13 protein-coding genes are annotated in these 17,540 nt (G+C 39.3%); all 13 read left to right on the forward strand.

Annotated elements, in window-relative coordinates; translation table 11 throughout:
• On the forward strand, positions 1–67 hold a 67-nt coding region (gene dltX / locus QMQ21_RS13990; protein ID WP_261814714.1), incomplete at its 5' end, for a teichoic acid D-Ala incorporation-associated protein DltX.
• Positions 68–87: 20 nt separating this feature from the next.
• Positions 88–1,638 (forward strand): D-alanine--poly(phosphoribitol) ligase subunit DltA, encoded by a 1,551-nt coding sequence (gene dltA, locus QMQ21_RS13995; protein WP_261814667.1) that lies wholly within the window; start codon positions 88–90, stop codon positions 1,636–1,638.
• Entirely contained in the window at positions 1,635–2,879 is a 1,245-nt protein-coding gene (gene dltB / locus QMQ21_RS14000) for a D-alanyl-lipoteichoic acid biosynthesis protein DltB (RefSeq protein ID WP_261814668.1), read from the forward strand. Before dltA ends, dltB begins: the two co-directional genes overlap by 4 nt.
• 12 nt (positions 2,880–2,891) lie before the next feature.
• A complete protein-coding gene (dltC, locus tag QMQ21_RS14005) occupies positions 2,892–3,131 on the forward strand; it encodes a D-alanine--poly(phosphoribitol) ligase subunit DltC (protein WP_000351967.1) in 240 nt (79 codons plus the stop codon).
• Complete coding sequence (gene dltD / locus QMQ21_RS14010; protein ID WP_261814669.1) at positions 3,124–4,392, forward strand: D-alanyl-lipoteichoic acid biosynthesis protein DltD; 1,269 nt, start codon at positions 3,124–3,126, stop codon at positions 4,390–4,392. The genes dltC and dltD overlap by 8 nt, the downstream gene beginning before the upstream one ends.
• A gap of 264 nt (positions 4,393–4,656) precedes the next feature.
• On the forward strand, positions 4,657–6,243 hold the full coding sequence (locus QMQ21_RS14015; protein WP_261814670.1) for a glycosyltransferase family 52: 1,587 nt from the start codon (positions 4,657–4,659) through the stop codon (positions 6,241–6,243).
• Between the two features lie 3 nt (positions 6,244–6,246).
• Positions 6,247–7,491 (forward strand): glycosyltransferase family 4 protein, encoded by a 1,245-nt coding sequence (locus tag QMQ21_RS14020; protein WP_261814671.1) that lies wholly within the window; start codon positions 6,247–6,249, stop codon positions 7,489–7,491.
• 98 nt (positions 7,492–7,589) lie between these two features.
• Entirely contained in the window at positions 7,590–12,608 is a 5,019-nt protein-coding gene (locus QMQ21_RS14025; protein WP_261814672.1) for a mucin-binding protein, read from the forward strand.
• A 339-nt stretch (positions 12,609–12,947) separates the two neighbouring features.
• Positions 12,948–13,388 (forward strand): zinc-dependent transcriptional regulator AdcR, encoded by a 441-nt coding sequence (gene adcR, locus QMQ21_RS14030; RefSeq protein ID WP_084865129.1) that lies wholly within the window; start codon positions 12,948–12,950, stop codon positions 13,386–13,388.
• Positions 13,388–14,092, forward strand: coding sequence for a metal ABC transporter ATP-binding protein (locus QMQ21_RS14035; RefSeq protein WP_001269496.1), 705 nt, complete (start codon positions 13,388–13,390; stop codon positions 14,090–14,092). Before adcR ends, QMQ21_RS14035 begins: the two co-directional genes overlap by 1 nt.
• Entirely contained in the window at positions 14,085–14,891 is an 807-nt protein-coding gene (locus QMQ21_RS14040) for a metal ABC transporter permease (RefSeq protein WP_261814673.1), read from the forward strand. The genes QMQ21_RS14035 and QMQ21_RS14040 overlap by 8 nt, the downstream gene beginning before the upstream one ends.
• Positions 14,892–14,900: 9 nt before the next feature.
• Positions 14,901–16,406: a zinc ABC transporter substrate-binding lipoprotein AdcA gene (adcA, locus tag QMQ21_RS14045; RefSeq protein WP_049546879.1), complete on the forward strand. Its 1,506-nt coding sequence runs from the start codon at positions 14,901–14,903 to the stop codon at positions 16,404–16,406.
• Between the two features lie 164 nt (positions 16,407–16,570).
• Positions 16,571–17,455 (forward strand): SPFH domain-containing protein, encoded by an 885-nt coding sequence (locus tag QMQ21_RS14050; protein WP_004235732.1) that lies wholly within the window; start codon positions 16,571–16,573, stop codon positions 17,453–17,455.
• Positions 17,456–17,540: the final 85 nt, after the last annotated feature.

Genomic DNA, 17,540 nt, shown 5'->3' on the forward strand with positions numbered 1-17,540 from the left:
GGGGCTGCTTTACTTCTTTAGCTATCTTGGTCAGGGTCAAGGAAGCTTTATCTATAATGAATTTTAACTTGAAGGAGAATTCCTATTGTGTCAAATAAACCAATAGTAGATATGATTGAAACCATTGAGCATTTTGCTCAGACACAGCCTAGCTATCCTGTTTACAATGTTTTGGGACAGGAACACACTTATGGAGATTTAAAGGCTGATTCGGATAGTTTGGCTGCAGCCATTGATCAACTGGATTTGCCAGAGAAGTCTCCTGTGGTCGTTTTTGGTGGCCAAGAATATGAAATGTTGGCAACCTTTGTAGCGCTGACTAAGTCAGGTCATGCCTACATTCCCATTGACAGTCATTCAGCCTTGGAGCGAGTTTCAGCTATTTTAGAAGTAGCGGAGCCAAGTTTGATTATTGCCATCTCAGACTTTCCATTGGAGCAGGTTTCTACACCGATGATGACTCTAGCTCAGGTTCAAGAAGCCTTTGCTCAAGGGTCTAGCTATGAGATCACGCATCCAGTCAAGGGAGATGATAACTACTACATTATCTTTACTTCTGGTACAACTGGTAAGCCTAAAGGAGTGCAGATTTCACATGATAACCTCCTCAGCTTTACCAACTGGATGATTACGGATAAGGAATTTGCGACGCCAAGTCGTCCGCAAATGCTGGCTCAGCCACCTTATTCTTTTGACCTGTCTGTCATGTACTGGGCACCGACCTTGGCATTAGGTGGTACGCTCTTCGCTCTTCCTTCAGCTATTACTCAGGACTTTAAGCAACTCTTTGCGACCATCTTTTCATTGCCAATCGCTATCTGGACATCAACCCCTTCTTTTGCGGATATGGCCATGTTGTCAGAAGACTTTAATAGTGAGAAAATGCCTGGAATTACGCATTTCTACTTTGATGGAGAAGAATTGACGGTCAAAACGGCTCAAAAACTGCGTGAGCGTTTCCCAAATGCCCGTATTATCAATGCCTACGGTCCAACAGAAGCGACAGTGGCTCTGTCAGCTGTTGCTGTGACAGGCGAGATGCTGGCGACTCTCAAACGCCTACCAATCGGCTATACCAAGGCTGATTCTCCAACCTTTATCATTGATGAGAATGGCAAGAAACTGCCAAATGGTGAACAGGGAGAAATCATTGTTTCTGGACCAGCCGTTTCAAAAGGTTATATGAACAATCCTGAAAAAACGGCAGAAGCCTTCTTTGAGTTTGAAGAGCTGCCAGCCTATCACACGGGCGATGTGGGAACCATGACAGATGAAGGCTTACTTCTCTACGGCGGACGCATGGACTTCCAGATTAAGTTTAATGGTTACCGCATTGAGTTAGAAGATGTTTCTCAAAATCTTAATAAGTCTCGCTATATCGAGTCTGCTGTTGCTGTTCCGCGCTATAACAAGGACCACAAGGTGCAAAATCTATTGGCTTATGTCATTTTGAAAGACGGTGTTCGTGAGCAGTTTGAGCGAGATATTGATATTACCAAGGCTATCAAGGAAGATTTAACAGATATCATGATGTCCTACATGATGCCGTCTAAATTCCTTTATCGAGACAGTTTGCCACTGACTCCAAATGGAAAAATTGACATCAAAGGATTGATTAACGAGGTGAATAAGAGATGATGGAGTTCTTTCAACAGCTTCCTCATTTAGAGCCATATGGGAATCCTCAGTATTTTGTCTATGTGATTGCTGCAACCTTGCCCATCTTTATCGGTCTCTTTTTCAAGAAACGCTTTGCCTGGTATGAAGTACTGGTTAGTCTTTTCTTTATCGTCACCATGTTGGTAGGTGGGAAGACCAATCAGTTGGCTGCCTTGGGTATTTACCTTTGCTGGGAAATATTGCTCCTGCTTTTCTACAAGCATTATCGAAAAAGCAAGGATGGCAAGTGGGTCTTCTACCTAGTTAGCTTTCTATCCCTCCTTCCGATTATCTTTGTCAAGGTGCAGCCAGCTATCAATGGAACGCAGTCTTTGCTTGGGTTCTTGGGTATTTCTTATCTGACGTTTCGTTCGGTTGGGATTATCATCGAGCTGAGAGATGGAGTGATTAAGGATTTTACCCTCTGGGAATTCCTCCGTTTCCTTCTCTTCATGCCAACTTTCTCGAGTGGTCCAATCGATCGCTTTAAGCGTTTTAAAGAAAATTATCAGACCATTCCTGAGCGGGATGAGTTGATGGATATGTTGGATGAATCTGTTCGCTATATCATGTGGGGCTTTTTGTATAAGTTTATCCTAGCTCATGTTTTAGGAGAGACCTTACTACCTCCTCTGAAGAATCTAGCCTTGCAATCAGGTGGCTTCTTTAACCACTATGCCTTGGCAGTTATGTATACCTTTGGTCTGGAACTCTTCTTTGACTTTGCAGGTTACTCTATGTTTGCCTTAGCCATTTCAAATTTGATGGGAATCCGTAGCCCTATCAACTTTAATAAGCCCTTTTTATCAAGGGATTTAAAAGAATTTTGGAATCGCTGGCATATGAGTCTGTCCTTCTGGTTCCGTGACTTTGTCTTTATGCGAATGGTCATGGTGTTGACTAGAAAGAAGGTCTTTAAAAATCGCAATGTAACCTCAAGTGTGGCCTACATTGTAAATATGCTGATTATGGGATTTTGGCATGGTGTGACCTGGTACTATATCGCCTATGGACTCTTTCATGGATTAGGCTTGGTTATCAATGACGCTTGGATTCGTAAGAAAAAAACGCTCAATAAGGAACGGAAAAAAGCAGGGAAGCCTGCTCTACCTGAGAATCGCTGGATTCAGTTGCTTGGCATGGTTATCACCTTCCATGTCGTCATGCTGTCATTCTTAATCTTTTCTGGATTTTTGAATGATTTATGGTTTAAAAAATAAAGGAAATAAAATATGGATATCAAATCAGAAGTTATCGAAATTATTGATGAGTTGTTTATGGAAGATGTTTCTGACATGATGGATGAAGATCTTTTTGATGCAGGTGTCTTGGATAGTATGGGAACGGTTGAATTGATTGTGGAGATTGAAAACCGTTTTGATATTCGTGTCCCTGTAACAGAGTTTGGTCGTGATGACTGGAATACAGCCAATAAAATCATAGCTGGTATTGTGGAGCTTCAAAATGCTTAAACGCTTATGGATGATCTTCGGACCGGTATTGATAGCTGGTTTGTTGGTTTGTCTGCTCATCTTTTTCTATCCTGCTGAGATGCATCATGATTTGGGAGCTGAGAAGCGTTCAGCGGTGGCTACTACCATTGAAAGTTTTAAGGAGCGAAGTCAAAAAGTCAGAGCCCTATCTGATCCAAATATGCGTTTTGTTCCCTTCTTTGGCTCTAGTGAATGGCTTCGTTTTGACGGTGCTCATCCTGCGGTATTAGCTGAGAAATACAATCGCTCCTACCGTCCTTATCTTTTAGGACAGAGGGGAGCTGCATCGCTCAACCAGTATTTTGGAATGCAACAGATGTTGCCACAACTGGAGAATAAACAAGTTGTGTATGTTATCTCACCTCAGTGGTTCAGTAAAAATGGCTATGAGCCAGCAGCTTTTCAGCAGTATTTTAATGGAGACCAGTTGACCAGTTTTCTGGAACATCAATCAGGAGACCAGGCCAGTCAATATGCAGCGACTCGCTTACTACAGCAGTTTCCAAACGTAGCTATGAAGGATCTGGTTCAGAAGTTGGCAAGTAAAGAAGAATTGTCGTCTGCAGACAATGAGATGATTGAATTATTGGCTCGGTTTAATGAACGTCAAGCTTCCTTTTTTGGTCAGTTTTCAGTTAGAGGCTATGTCAATTATGATAAGCATGTAGTTAAGTATTTAAAGACCTTGCCAGACCAGTTTTCTTATCAAGCTATAGAAGATGTCGTTAAAGCAGATGCTGAAAAGAATACTTCCAATAATGATCTGGGAATGGAAAATTATTTCTATAATACGCAGATTAAAAAGGAATTGAAGAAATTAAAGGATTCTCAGAAAAACTTTACCTACCTCAAATCACCAGAGTATAATGACTTACAGTTGGTGTTGACACAGTTTTCTAAATCTAAGGTAAACCCGATTTTTATCATTCCACCTGTTAATAAAAAATGGATGGACTACGCTGGTTTACGAGAAGATATGTACCAACAAACGGTGCAGAAGATTCGCTACCAGTTAGAAAGTCAAGGTTTTACCAATATAGCAGATTTTTCTAAGGACGGTGGGGAGCCTTTCTTTATGAAGGATACCATCCACCTTGGTTGGTTGGGCTGGTTGGCTTTTGACAAGGCAGTTGATCCTTTCCTATCCAATCCAACACCAGCTCCGACGTACCACCTGAATGAGCGCTTTTTCAGTAAAGACTGGGCTACATACGATGGAGATGTCAAGGAATTTCAATAGACGAATATAGAAGTGACTCTAGAAATTGGATTGCGTATCTGACTTCTAGAGTTTTTTATTTCAAATTTTTAGTTTATCTTACATCATTCTAAATATAAAAGAATTATCAGAAACTAGAAATTTAAGATTTATTGGAGTTGTATATCTAGTATTTACTTGGCTTTTCTTATGTTGGATAGAGGTCAGATTATATGCTATAATTTTAGGTAAGAGATGTTTAAATCCAAATGAATGAATTGGTAAGAATTTTATAAGGAGTTAAATTTGAAAAATATAATCTTTTGCACATCTCCGTTTCAAGTGTTAGTTGCTAAAGAAGTAGCTAAAGTTGTCTCGGAAAATTTTATCGGGATTTATTTAAAAATGTCAGAAGACAAGAGACAGCTTAACTATGCTAAACAGATGGAAGATTTCTGTGAGGAAGTTTTTGTACTTGAGGGAAGAAATATTCTGGAAAAGGTGCATACTTTTTTACGAGATAAAGAAATTAAAAACTTATATTTAGCTAGTTTAGATAATCCTATTGCACTAACTATTTTTAATCCAGATAGCATGAATTTGTATACTTTTGATGATGGTAGTACTTCAGTTGTTCCGCTTAATATGTATACGCAAAATCTAGACAGGCTTATAGAACATACAAATTTCACCTTGAGTGATATCATGTCTTATTCAAAGAAACATTATACAGTATTTAAAGAGTGCATTCTTTTCCCGAAAGAAAAGCAGGAAATCTTGAATTTTTCGACAGAGCCTAAAGGGTTCCAGAGAGCTAAAAATGGCAAGAAGATTACTGTGTTTTTAGGTCAAGCGCTCGGTTCTCCTTTTGATTTGGGAGATATTGAACTAAGCAAGCGATTGACAGGAAAAATACTTTCTGGACTCGATTCTGTCAGATACTATCCTCATCCGAGAGTAGGATTGGATTTAAACACAGCTGACAAAGTGGAATCTGATTTGTGTTTTGAAGAAGAAATCTATCTTTTGTTAGAAAAGTATGAGTTTGTTGATGTACATGGCTTTTATTCAACTTCTCTTTTGTTGATAAAAGATATCGAAGGTGTCTCTGTGCATGGTTATCGTACCTTCTTAACAACGCACGAATCAGATGCTTTTCAAAAATTGGGAGTTCCTTATCAAAATGTGTCCCAATCGGACACACTTGTTGATATTGTCATGCCTGTCTATAATGGCGCTGGAACCATTAGCCAAACGATTGATTCTGTCTTGAATCAAACTCACCAAGCCTTTCGTCTGCTAATTATCGATGATGGTTCGACAGATCATACTGAGGAGGTTTGTCAAGCTTATCTAGCGGACCAACGTATCCAGTATGTGAAAAACAACCATCAAGGGATTTCAAAAAGTTTGAATGATGGGGTAAGGATATCCCAAACGGATTATGTGGCAAGGCAAGATTCAGATGATATTTGGATGCCTTGGCATCTAGATCTTCTATTGCATGAATTGGAAACGAATCCTCAATTGGATATTATTGGAGCTAAAGTCATTGTAGAGGAAGATGAGATAACGAATAAAATAAAGCGAAATAATTATAATCATTTATTTGGAGAACAGTTATGGCTAGAGCTTGCCTATAGAAATGTATTTAATCATTCAACAGTTATTTTTAAGCGTGCCGCCTATGAGGAAGCAGGAGGGTATGATGAGCACTGTGATGGGTTTGAAGACTGGCATTTGTGGTCTCGTATGGTGACAAAGGATAATGCCTTGGTTTTAAATATCGTGACGACCTGTTATCGTCTGTCAGAGAGACATAAACGAGGTATGGCCTTCCGTGCAAGATTGGCTAGAAGTCGTGGTTTGAGATTAGAAGATGTTTTAGAATAGATAATGGTGAAAGTATTTACAATCAAAGAAGGAGTTCCTGTAAGCTCTTATGGTTTTGAAAGAAGTCAATTGGCTCGTCAAGAAATTTTTAAAAGTTTGCAAGTAGAACAAGAGCTTGTTTTAACAAATTTAGAAAATTTTGTTCCAAATTTTGTGGAAACACTAGAAAATCTCGGATTTGAGAATTTTTATCATGTGATTTTTGAACAATCTGACTTGGCTAGAAACAAACCGAGTGTCAAAAAAGATTTTTTAGATGAATTAAAGGATGTCCATAAAATAGAGTACACGAAAGAAGGATATGTAGGTCTTGTTTACTATCAAGCAGGATATGTTGAATGTTACACCTCTCAACTACTCTATCGCTATGATTATCTAGAGAAACAGTTTACTCTTTATGATAGTAAAGGAGAACTACTGAAGGGTGATGTGAGCGAAAATTATCACCGCTATCACAATCTAAGGAGTGGTGAGACCTATACTCAATGGCAATTGGTGAATCTTTATTTGGCAGAACATTCAAGTCAAGAAGATAGATTTGTCATTGATATGATCAATGAGTATCCACTGCAGTTAAGGAAATTTTTCCAAAATACGGGAAGAAAGCTATTTGCTTACACTCATTATAATATTCTCGATCCTATGATGAAGTTTGTGTTACAAACCTGGTGTAGGAATATAGTAGCTAGTCCTGTTTTAGAGCAGATGTTAGGTAAAGAGAAGGTTCAGTTTTTACCCCCGATGTTTGTGGATAGAGTTTTGGAAAAAGAATATACAAGAGTCACCGATTGGTGTATTGTTGGGAATATGACCTTTATTAAACGTTGTGCATGGGCAATTGAGGCTTTTAGGCAAGTTCCTGATAGCCAGTTAACAATTTATGGGAATTTACCTGATGGCTATAAAAAAGAAGATTTACCGCCTAATGTGCATTATGCAGGTTTTCTGGAAAAAGTTCCTTATGAAAAGCACCAAGGTTATATCTCTTGCTCAATGAGTGAATGTTTTGCGAATGCGGCTGTGGAAGCTTCTTCTATGGGCTTGGTTTGCCTCTTGTCAGATGCAGATTTGGCACATAGATATTATGCGAGTAGAGATATAAATATTAAACGATTTAAAGATGTTGGAGAATTAATTATCTTAGTGAAGGCTCATCAAAAAGAAGGAGATTATCCCTCTTCAACATTCTCAAAAGACTATCAAAAATTTGATATTTTAGAGTTATATAAGCGTGTATTATTCATATAAAGTGATATAATAGATAGTATGATTATGGAAACAGTTTCATAATTCATAGTTTGGTACTTAATAGTATTCAGGTCTTAATTTTAGGAAGGTGCAGTTTTATGTTTGCAAAAGATAAGCGAGAGAAATTTTCTCTTCGTAAGTACAAAGATGGTCGAACTGATTCTAAGTTAATCGGGGCAACGATTTTGGCCACAGGTGTGGCTTTAGCTGTTGGTGCAAGTCCAGTAGCTGCTGCTGTTACATCTAATGGTGGTGATAGTGTAACTTTAGTGAGTGATACATCGAAAGTAGCTTCGACAGAAGCCACAACGTTTACTGATGACAGTGATGCGTCTAAAACTGTAAAAGTTGATGCGGTATTAGCTAAAGATACGCCAGAACCAACAAAAGCCAACAACCATACAGGTGATGCTGATGGAAGTGATGTATTAAACTTTAAATCAGAGGCAACGGTTAATTACAAGCTTGATTCTGATAAATCAGACTTAAAACCTGCAGAAACAGTAAAGACAGGAGAAGGTTCAGTTACAACTCCTTACGATAAAAAAGGTCTTTCTTACGACACAGATGGAAAAGACTACCGTGAATCAACTGTTACTAAAACAGGTGACGCTGTTACAGAAGCTACTGGTAAAAAAGATACAGTAGAAGCCAACAACAAAGTTTACGAATACGTACGTTCTGAAGTCGAAAATGCGGATAAAGCAACTTATGACAAAACAAACTTCAACAACATCGAAGCAAGAGTATCGCCAGAAGGAATGCACAATAAGCTAGGTGAGATTGACTATACTAAAACAAAAGGGAAAGTCTATCTAGTAGAAGAAACAGCTGACGGGCAATACGGTAAGTATGTTGTAGCTGAAAATGGAGTATCTAGTGACGAGGATGCTGCAACTCAGTGGAAAAACGGTCAAGCAGATGCCAAAGAATTTACGAAAGAAAACGTAACGCTAGAAGAAGGGGATACTGTTCTTGTCCTTGATAAGGATACTTATGCTGTCGGTGCAGGTAAAGAAGTTAAGGTTACTAAAAAAGGTACAGAGACTTATGAACCTGTTAATCAACGTATGGATACATACGTGTTAGGTAAAAAAGACTATGATTCTTATGTTTCAGAAGATTATTCTGATGATATAGGTGACTATGCTAAGTATAGAAGACCAGGTGCGGATGGGATTTTTGGAACAGCTGATGATATTGTTGCAGCTGCGAAATCAAATCCAACATATGGTTTTGCAGGAATTAAAGATTTCAATGGACCGCACGTCTATAATCCAGAAACAAGAGAAGAATACGCTCCAGGAAAAATAGATGCAGCCCATTCTTCATTAAAAGATGTTTTGAAAAACTATGCCCTAGCTAATTACAAAGCCCTAGATTATTTAGAAAAAATAGCTGTAGGAGAAGAGAATAAGGCGAAAGTCCAAGCAGCTAGAACACGTTTAGATAATCATCTGAAAGAATTAGAAGATAAAATCCAAGATGGAACGGTTGAAATTGGATTATTAGAAAAGAAATCTGGAACCACTGGAACTCTTGTAGAGCATGCTCCGCTTGATGATAATTTATTCCCACAAGAGGAAAAGTTAAGTAAGTATTTAAAATTTTTACCTGATAAATTAGGTCGTTTAAGTTTCACAAATGTAACTACAAAAACAGAAGATACAGCTGGAGTACATAAGGAAATTACAACAACAACAGAGTATTCTTTTGAACCTGAAAATTCTGATGCCAATATTCAAGGACATAGTGAAGTTGTTACAGAGGAATATCCTATTTATAATGGCATACCTGAAGTAGATTTTACTGAAGATCCTAAGACAGAAGAAAAAACTACAAGCACAATACTCAAAAAAGGAACCATTACAATCTCTCAAGACGGTAAGATTACAGTATCAGGAGATAGTATAGTCGATGATGATTTTAATACTGCAGCTTCAAGAATCGGGGAAAATAAATATATTATCACAGGAACAGTAGGTGAAAGAACTCAGGTAACAACAACCCCTACAACAGAGTACAATACAAAAGAAATCATCACACCAGTACGTGCTTACAAAGTAATGGGTGAAGCAAAACCAGTAGTTACACATTACTACAACTTGAAGATTACAAAAGAAGAAGCTGGAGAAGAAACAGCTACTAAACAAGGTAGTGTCGTTATCAAGTATGTAACAACTGATGGAAAACAATTAAAATCAGAAACTGACAAAGATAATGTAACGCTTGAAACAAAAACTATCGTAAGCCTATATTCTGGTGAAACAAAAGTAGATGAACGTACTGATGTTAAACCAGTTGAACAGAACTACGATACAACTCCAAAACAATATCCAACCTTAGTAGATGCGGATACTGGATTCACATACGAGTATGTAGGTCTAAAACAAGGTTCTCCAGCAGCTAGTGGTAAAGTAGTAGAAGGAACTACAGAAGTTGTTTACGAATACCGTCTAGTAAGTGAAGAAGAAAAAACTCCGTCTAAATCAGAAGTTACAAAAACAGGTTCTGTTGATGTAAAACACGTTGTGATTAACGAAGATGGAAGCCTAAAAACATTAAAAGAAACAGAAGTAGTGAAAAATAATGTTCCTCTAGAGTATGAAGACACTTATGTAACTTACTCAAAAGGTGTGAAAGTATCTGAACGTAAAGAAAAACGCACAGTTACAGAAACATATGACACTACTGATAAACAATACCCAACACTAAAAGACGAAGCTACAGGTTTAGTTTACAAATATGTAGGACCAACATCTGACTCAGCTTCAGCAACAGGGGACGTAACTGAAGGTGAAAAACACGTTATCTACAGCTATGCTCTAGATAAACAAGAAGATGCAACTCCGACTGTAACTGAAGCTAAAGGTTCAGTAGTTGTTAAGTACGTTGATGCTGATGGTAATGAAATCAAAGATCCAGAAAATGTAGTGACGGATGCAGTTGTAAAAACAACGAAAACATACGCTACTAAATCAGGTGATGTTGTACTATCAACACGTGACGAAGTAACAGAAAATGATGTAAACTACAATGCTGCTGAGAAAAAAGTTGATACAATCAATAAAGATGGTAAGAAATATGTCTTCCGTGGAGTGTATGAAGTTTCTGATAAGTATAACAACGTATTAGAAGAAACAGGTAAGGTGAAAGAAGGAACTACGACTGTCGTTTACCAATACGACTACTTAATTCCAGTAGATCCAACTAAACCAAATGAAGGAGAAAGCACTCCTCCAAAACCAGAAGATAAGATTCCTAATGATCCACAAAACCGTTCATACAAAGATTTAGGTTTATTGAAAGAAGTAAAACGTAACATCACTTATGTTTACGAAAATGGACCAAAAGCAGGACAAGAAGCAAGTGCACCAGTTAACCAAACAGCTCGCTTCACAAGAACTGCCGAAATCAATAGTAGAACAGGTGAAGTGACCTACACTACAGATTGGACTCCAGAACAAAAACTTGCAGAAGTAGTATCGCCAAAAATCGATAAATATGCGGTTGATAAAGAAAAAGTAGCGGAATTACCAGTAACGCATGAATCTGAAGATAGTAGCGAAATTGTTAAATATCGTGAAAATCCTGAGATTATCGAACACGATGCAGCGAAAGACAAAAAAGGATCTGTAGTTGTTAAGTATGTTGATGCTCAAGGAAATGAAATCGATGAAGCGGTAACTGTTAAAGACAATGTTATTGTTGAAAAAGCAATGACAAAAGTTTACGCAGATCGCGAAGAAACTACTTATACAGCTACAAATGAAGAATACAGCACTGTAGCGAGTCGTAAAGATGTTATCGAAGCTAATGGTAAGAAATTTAAATACAGTGGTGTATATGAAGTTTCTGATAAGTTCAATAATACTACAGAAGAAACAGGTAAGGTAAAAGAAGGAACTACGACTGTCGTTTACCAATACGACTACTTAATTCCAGTAGATCCAACTAAACCTAACGATGGTGATCAAAATCCTCCAAAACCAGAGGATAAAATCCCTAACGATCCAAAAGGTCGCACATACAAAGATCTAGGTCTACTAACAGAAGTGAAGCGTAACATTACTTATGTTTATGAGAACGGACCAAAAGCAGGTCAGGAAGCAAGTGCGCCAGTTGAACAAACTGCTCGTTTCACAAGAACTGCCGAAATCAACAGTAGAACTGGTGAAGTGACGTACACAAGAGATTGGACTCCAGAACAAAAACTTGTCGAAGTAGTGTCACCAGAAATCAAAGATTACACTGTGGATAAAGCTAAGGTAGATGAATTAGCTGTAACACATGAATCTAAAGATTCAGCGGTTGTTGTTAAGTATTCTCAGAATAAACCAAATAGTGTACGTGATTACGCAAAAGACAAAAAAGGAACAGTTATCGTTAAATTCGTAGATATTAATGAAAACTTCCTTGCGGATGATGTAGTCGCTAAGAACAATGTCATTGTAGCTGAAGCAACAACTACAACTACTGGTGATAAAGAAGAAACGACTTACAAAGCTACAGAAGAAGAGTACGCTGTGACAGCTCCTGAAACTATCGTAGTAGATGGAGTAACATTCCGATTGAAACGTGTTCTTCCAGCAGGTGATAAGTTTAAAAATACTGTGGAAGAAAAAGGATTGGTTAAAGAAGGAACAACAACTATTGTTTACCAATATGTAATGCAAATTGAAGTTCCAAAAGTTGAAGTGCCAGAATTTGAAGGTGGAGTGGTTCCGTTAGATCCGCCAACTGTGGAAATTCCAGAGCTGAAGATTCCTGAAGAGCCAAAACCTCAACCAGAGCCTAAGCCAGAACCAAAACCGGCTCCAACTCCGGAGCCAAATCCAGCTCCTGCACCTACACCACAACCAGCTCCAACACCTCAACGAAACGAGACTCCAAAACCACCTGTACCTGTGGCGGAAGATTCGGGAACACCGGCAGTTCCGAACAAACCAGTACCTTCAAATTACAATCCGGATGGAAACACTTATCCAGCTCCATCAACTGAGGTAACTCAATTGCCAAATACTGGTACGGAATCGAACGCAGCCTTGGCAGCATTCGGATTTGTTGGAATTTTGAGTGGTCTAAGTATCGTTCTTCGTAAGAAGGATAATGAGTAAAATTTGTTCAAAATTTTAATGAGTTTCTAGTTATAGATTGCTAGACCTCTTGAGTGAGGTAAAGTATGTATTTGGAGAAGACTTTGCTCTTCTCCATTTTATATATAATTAGAAGAAAAAGAGTTGTGTTTTCTAAAATAGATTCAGATGATGGGCGACTTACGATGGAGATGTCAAGGCATTTCAATAGATCATAATATAGAAGAGTTCAAGAATGAAACTAGTTTTCACGTTTTTTCTTGACTCTTTTTTTGGTTGTGATATAATTAACCAGTAAATAATTTCAAAGAATAGTATTTTCTCTTAAAAAAGAGAAGTCTAAAAGGAAAGGAGTCAGATATGAGACAGCTAGCGAAGGATATCGATGCCTTTTTGAATGAGGTTATCTTGAAGTCTGAAAATCAGCATGAAATTCTAATAGGTCATTGCACTAGCGAAGTGGCTCTGACCAATACTCAGGAGCACATTCTCATGCTCTTGTCAGAGGAATCTTTAACAAATTCAGAATTGGCGCGTCGCCTCAATGTCAGTCAGGCAGCAGTTACCAAGGCCATTAAGTCTTTGGTCAAGGAAGGGATGTTGGAAACATCTAAAGATCCGAAGGATGCGCGTGTGATTTTTTATCAGTTGACTGATTTGGCTCGTCCAATCGCTGAGGAACACCATCATCACCATGAGCATACACTTTTAACCTATGAACAAGTGGCGACTCAGTTTACTCCAAATGAACAAAAAGTGATTCAGCGGTTTTTGACTGCTTTAGTAGGAGAAATCAAATAATGAGATATATTACGGTAGAGGATTTATCCTTCTATTATGATAAGGAGCCCGTTCTTGAACATATCAATTATAGTGTTGATAGTGGGGAATTTGTTACCTTGACGGGGGAGAATGGGGCAGCTAAAACGACACTGATTAAGGCCAGTCTTGGAATCCTCCAGCCACGCATTGGAAAGGTGACTATTTCAAAGACAAATACACAGGGTAAGAAATTGAGAATAGCCTACCTTCCTCAACAGATTGCCAGTTTTAATGCGGGTTTTCCAAGTACGGTTTACGAATTTGTCAAGTCGGGTCGTTATCCACGAAAAGGCTGGTTCCGTCGCTTGAATGCTCATGATGAGGAGCATATCAAGGCTAGTCTGGATTCAGTTGGCATGTGGGAACACCGAGACAAACGCTTGGGGTCTCTTTCTGGAGGGCAAAAGCAGCGAGCGGTGATTGCGCGTATGTTTGCTTCTGACCCAGATGTGTTTATCCTAGATGAGCCGACAACAGGAATGGATGCAGGAAGTAAAAATGAATTTTACGAACTCATGCACCACAGCGCCCATCATCATGGCAAGGCTGTTTTGATGATTACCCATGACCCTGAAGAAGTTAAGGATTATGCGGATCGCAATATTCATCTAGTCCGTAACCAAGACTCGCCATGGCGTTGTTTCAATGTTCATGAGAATGATCAGGAGGTGGGCCATGCTTAGTTTGTTATCTTATGACTTTATGCAACGTGCCTTTCTGGCCGTTATTGCCATGAGTCTTTTCTCGCCGGTATTGGGGACCTTCCTTATCTTGCGCCGTCAGAGTTTGATGAGTGATACCCTCAGCCACGTCTCGCTTTCGGGTGTAGCCTTTGGTCTGGTTCTGGGGATTTCGCCAACTATTTCCACTATTGCTATTGTCTTGATTGCGGCGGTCTTTCTGGAGTATCTCCGTACGGTTTACAAGAGCTTTATGGAAATCGGGACAGCTATCCTCATGTCAACGGGTCTGGCTGTTTCTCTGATTGTCATGAGCAAGGGTAAAAGCTCGAGTTCTATGAGTTTGGACCAGTATCTTTTTGGTTCAATCGTGACGATCAGCGAAGAGCAGGTTATTTCCCTCTTTGTCATTGCGGCGGTTGTTTTGATTTTGACCTTCCTCTTCCTTCGTCCGATGTACATTTTGACCTTTGATGAGGATACGGCCTTTGTGGATGGCTTGCCAGTTCGTACCATGTCCATTCTTTTTAACATGGTGACGGGGGTGGCCATTGCCCTTATGATTCCAGCTGCGGGAGCTCTTCTGGTATCGACCATTATGGTCTTGCCAGCCAGTATTGCCCTTCGTCTAGGGAAAAACTTTAAATCGGTTATGCTGCTTGCTAGTGCGATTGGCTTTTTGGGAATGGTAGCAGGACTTTACATTTCCTACTATGCAGAAACACCTGCAAGTGCAAGTATTACCATTATTTTTGTAACTGTCTTTTTACTAAGCAGTTTAGTAAGACGTTTTATCAAATAGGAGACTAACGTGAAAAAAATTAGCTTATTGTTCGCCAGTCTATGTGCCTTGTTTTTAGTGGCTTGTTCCAATCAAAAGCAGGCAGATGGCAAACTAAATATTGTGACAACCTTTTACCCTGTTTATGAATTTACCAAGCAAGTCGCAGGAGATACTGCTAATGTAGAACTCCTCATCGGTGCTGGTACAGAACCCCATGAATATGAACCGTCTGCCAAGGCAGTTGCCAAAATCCAAGACGCAGATACCTTCGTTTATGAAAATGAAAACATGGAAACATGGGTTCCTAAATTGCTAGATACTTTGGATAAGAAAAAGGTCAAAACCATCAAGGCGACAGGCGATATGTTGCTCTTGCCAGGTGGTGAGGAAGAAGAGGGCGACCATGACCATGGCGAAGAAGGCCATCACCATGAGTACGATCCCCATGTTTGGTTATCACCAGTTCGTGCCGTTAAACTTGTAGAGCACATCCGTGATAGCTTGTCAGCAGATTATCCTGATAAAAAAGAGACCTTTGAAAAGAATGCTGCTGCCTATATCGAAAAATTGCAAGCCTTGGATAAGGCTTATGCAGAAGGCTTGTCTCAAGCCAAACAAAAGAGCTTTGTGACTCAACACGCAGCCTTTAACTATCTTGCCTTGGACTATGGACTCAAACAAGTCGCAATCTCAGGTCTCTCTCCAGATGCAGAACCATCAGCTGCTCGTCTGGCAGAATTGACAGAGTACGTCAAGAAAAATAAAATTGCCTATATCTACTTTGAAGAAAATGCTTCACAAGCACTTGCTAACACACTTTCAAAAGAAGCAGGTGTCAAAACAGATGTCCTCAATCCTTTAGAAAGTCTGACAGAAGAGGATACCAAGGCTGGCGAAAACTACATCTCCGTTATGGAGAAAAACCTCAAGGCTCTGAAACAAACAACGGACCAAGAAGGCCCAGCAATTGAGCCTGAAAAGGCAGAGGATACCAAGACAGTTCAAAATGGTTACTTCGAGGATGCAGACGTCAAGGACCGCACCTTGAGTGACTATGTAGGTAACTGGCAATCAGTTTATCCTTTCCTTGAAGATGGTACGTTTGACCAAGTCTTTGACTACAAGTCTAAGTTGACTGGTAAGATGACTCAGGCTGAGTACAAGGCTTACTATACAAAAGGCTATCAGACAGATGTCACTAAGATCAACATTTCTGATAATACTATGGAATTTGTTCAAGGTGGACAAAGTAAGAAATTCACCTACAAGTATGTTGGTAAGAAAATCTTGACTTACAAGAAAGGCAATCGTGGCGTGCGCTTCCTCTTTGAAGCCACAGATGCAGACGCTGGACAGTTCAAGTATGTTCAGTTTAGTGACCACAATATCGCCCCAGTTAAGGCAGAACATTTCCATATCTTCTTTGGAGGCACAAGCCAAGAAGCCCTCTTTGAAGAAATGGATAACTGGCCAACCTACTACCCAGATAACCTATCTGGCCAAGAAATCGCTCAAGAAATGTTGGCGCATTGATGAGAATCAAAGGATAGCTTTGTATGAGGCTATCTTTTTAGTTACAAAATAGATGGTTAACATTTTATTTTTAAAAATCGCAGTTAAAACTGCACAGCCTTCTTTAAATGTGCTATAATACAGGAAAAATAATGATGGAGGTCACGATAATGGCAACATTTTTGATGATTTTTGTGGTGGTTTGTGTGCTCCTATTGGTGATAGTCACACTGAGTACAGTTTATGTGGTTCGTCAACAGTCGGTGGCGATTATTGAACGCTTTGGGAAATACCAAAAGGTTGCCAATAGCGGTATTCATATTCGCTTGCCTTTTGGAATTGACTCGATTGCAGCACGGATTCAGTTGCGCTTGTTGCAAAGCGATATTGTGGTTGAGACCAAGACCAAGGATAATGTGTTCGTTATGATGAATGTGGCGACTCAGTACCGTGTCAATGAGCAGAGCGTGACAGATGCCTACTATAAACTCATGCGTCCAGAATCTCAGATTAAATCTTATATCGAAGATGCCCTTCGTTCTTCTGTTCCAAAATTAACCTTGGATGAATTGTTTGAGAAAAAAGATGAGATTGCCCTTGAAGTCCAACACCAAGTAGCAGAAGAAATGACTACTTATGGTTATATTATCGTGAAAACCTTGATAACCAAGGTTGAACCAGATGCAGAAGTCAAGCAATCCATGAATGAAATCAATGCGGCGCAACGTAAGCGGGTCGCAGCGCAAGAATTGGCGGAAGCAGACAAGATTAAAATCGTCACTGCAGCTGAAGCCGAAGCAGAAAAAGACCGCCTTCATGGTGTGGGGATTGCCCAACAACGTAAGGCGATTGTGGATGGATTGGCAGAGTCTATCACAGAACTCAAGGAAGCCAATGTTGGCATGACAGAAGAACAAATCATGTCCATCCTCTTGACCAACCAGTATTTGGATACCTTGAACACTTTTGCTTCTAAAGGAAATCAAACCATCTTTTTACCAAATACGCCAAATGGTGTTGATGATATCCGTACACAAATCTTGTCAGCCCTCCGTGCTGAGAAGAAATAATAGACTAAAGAGCCTGGAGTCAGGCTCTTTTTGTATCACCCTTGTATCTTTGAGAACTAAATCCTCCTCCACAAATTATAGAATC

It is taken from the genome of Streptococcus bouchesdurhonensis (assembly GCF_948472335.1).

Coding starts and splice junctions, on each gene's coding strand:
- dltC (WP_000351967.1), top strand. CDS start 2,892: ATGGATATCAAATCAGAAGTTATCGAAATTATTGATGAGTTGTTTATG.
- dltB (WP_261814668.1), top strand. CDS start 1,635: ATGATGGAGTTCTTTCAACAGCTTCCTCATTTAGAGCCATATGGGAAT.
- QMQ21_RS14040 (WP_261814673.1), top strand. CDS start 14,085: ATGCTTAGTTTGTTATCTTATGACTTTATGCAACGTGCCTTTCTGGCC.
- dltD (WP_261814669.1), top strand. CDS start 3,124: ATGCTTAAACGCTTATGGATGATCTTCGGACCGGTATTGATAGCTGGT.
- QMQ21_RS14035 (WP_001269496.1), top strand. CDS start 13,388: ATGAGATATATTACGGTAGAGGATTTATCCTTCTATTATGATAAGGAG.
- QMQ21_RS14020 (WP_261814671.1), top strand. CDS start 6,247: ATGGTGAAAGTATTTACAATCAAAGAAGGAGTTCCTGTAAGCTCTTAT.
- QMQ21_RS14050 (WP_004235732.1), top strand. CDS start 16,571: ATGATTTTTGTGGTGGTTTGTGTGCTCCTATTGGTGATAGTCACACTG.
- QMQ21_RS14025 (WP_261814672.1), top strand. CDS start 7,590: ATGTTTGCAAAAGATAAGCGAGAGAAATTTTCTCTTCGTAAGTACAAA.
- adcR (WP_084865129.1), top strand. CDS start 12,948: ATGAGACAGCTAGCGAAGGATATCGATGCCTTTTTGAATGAGGTTATC.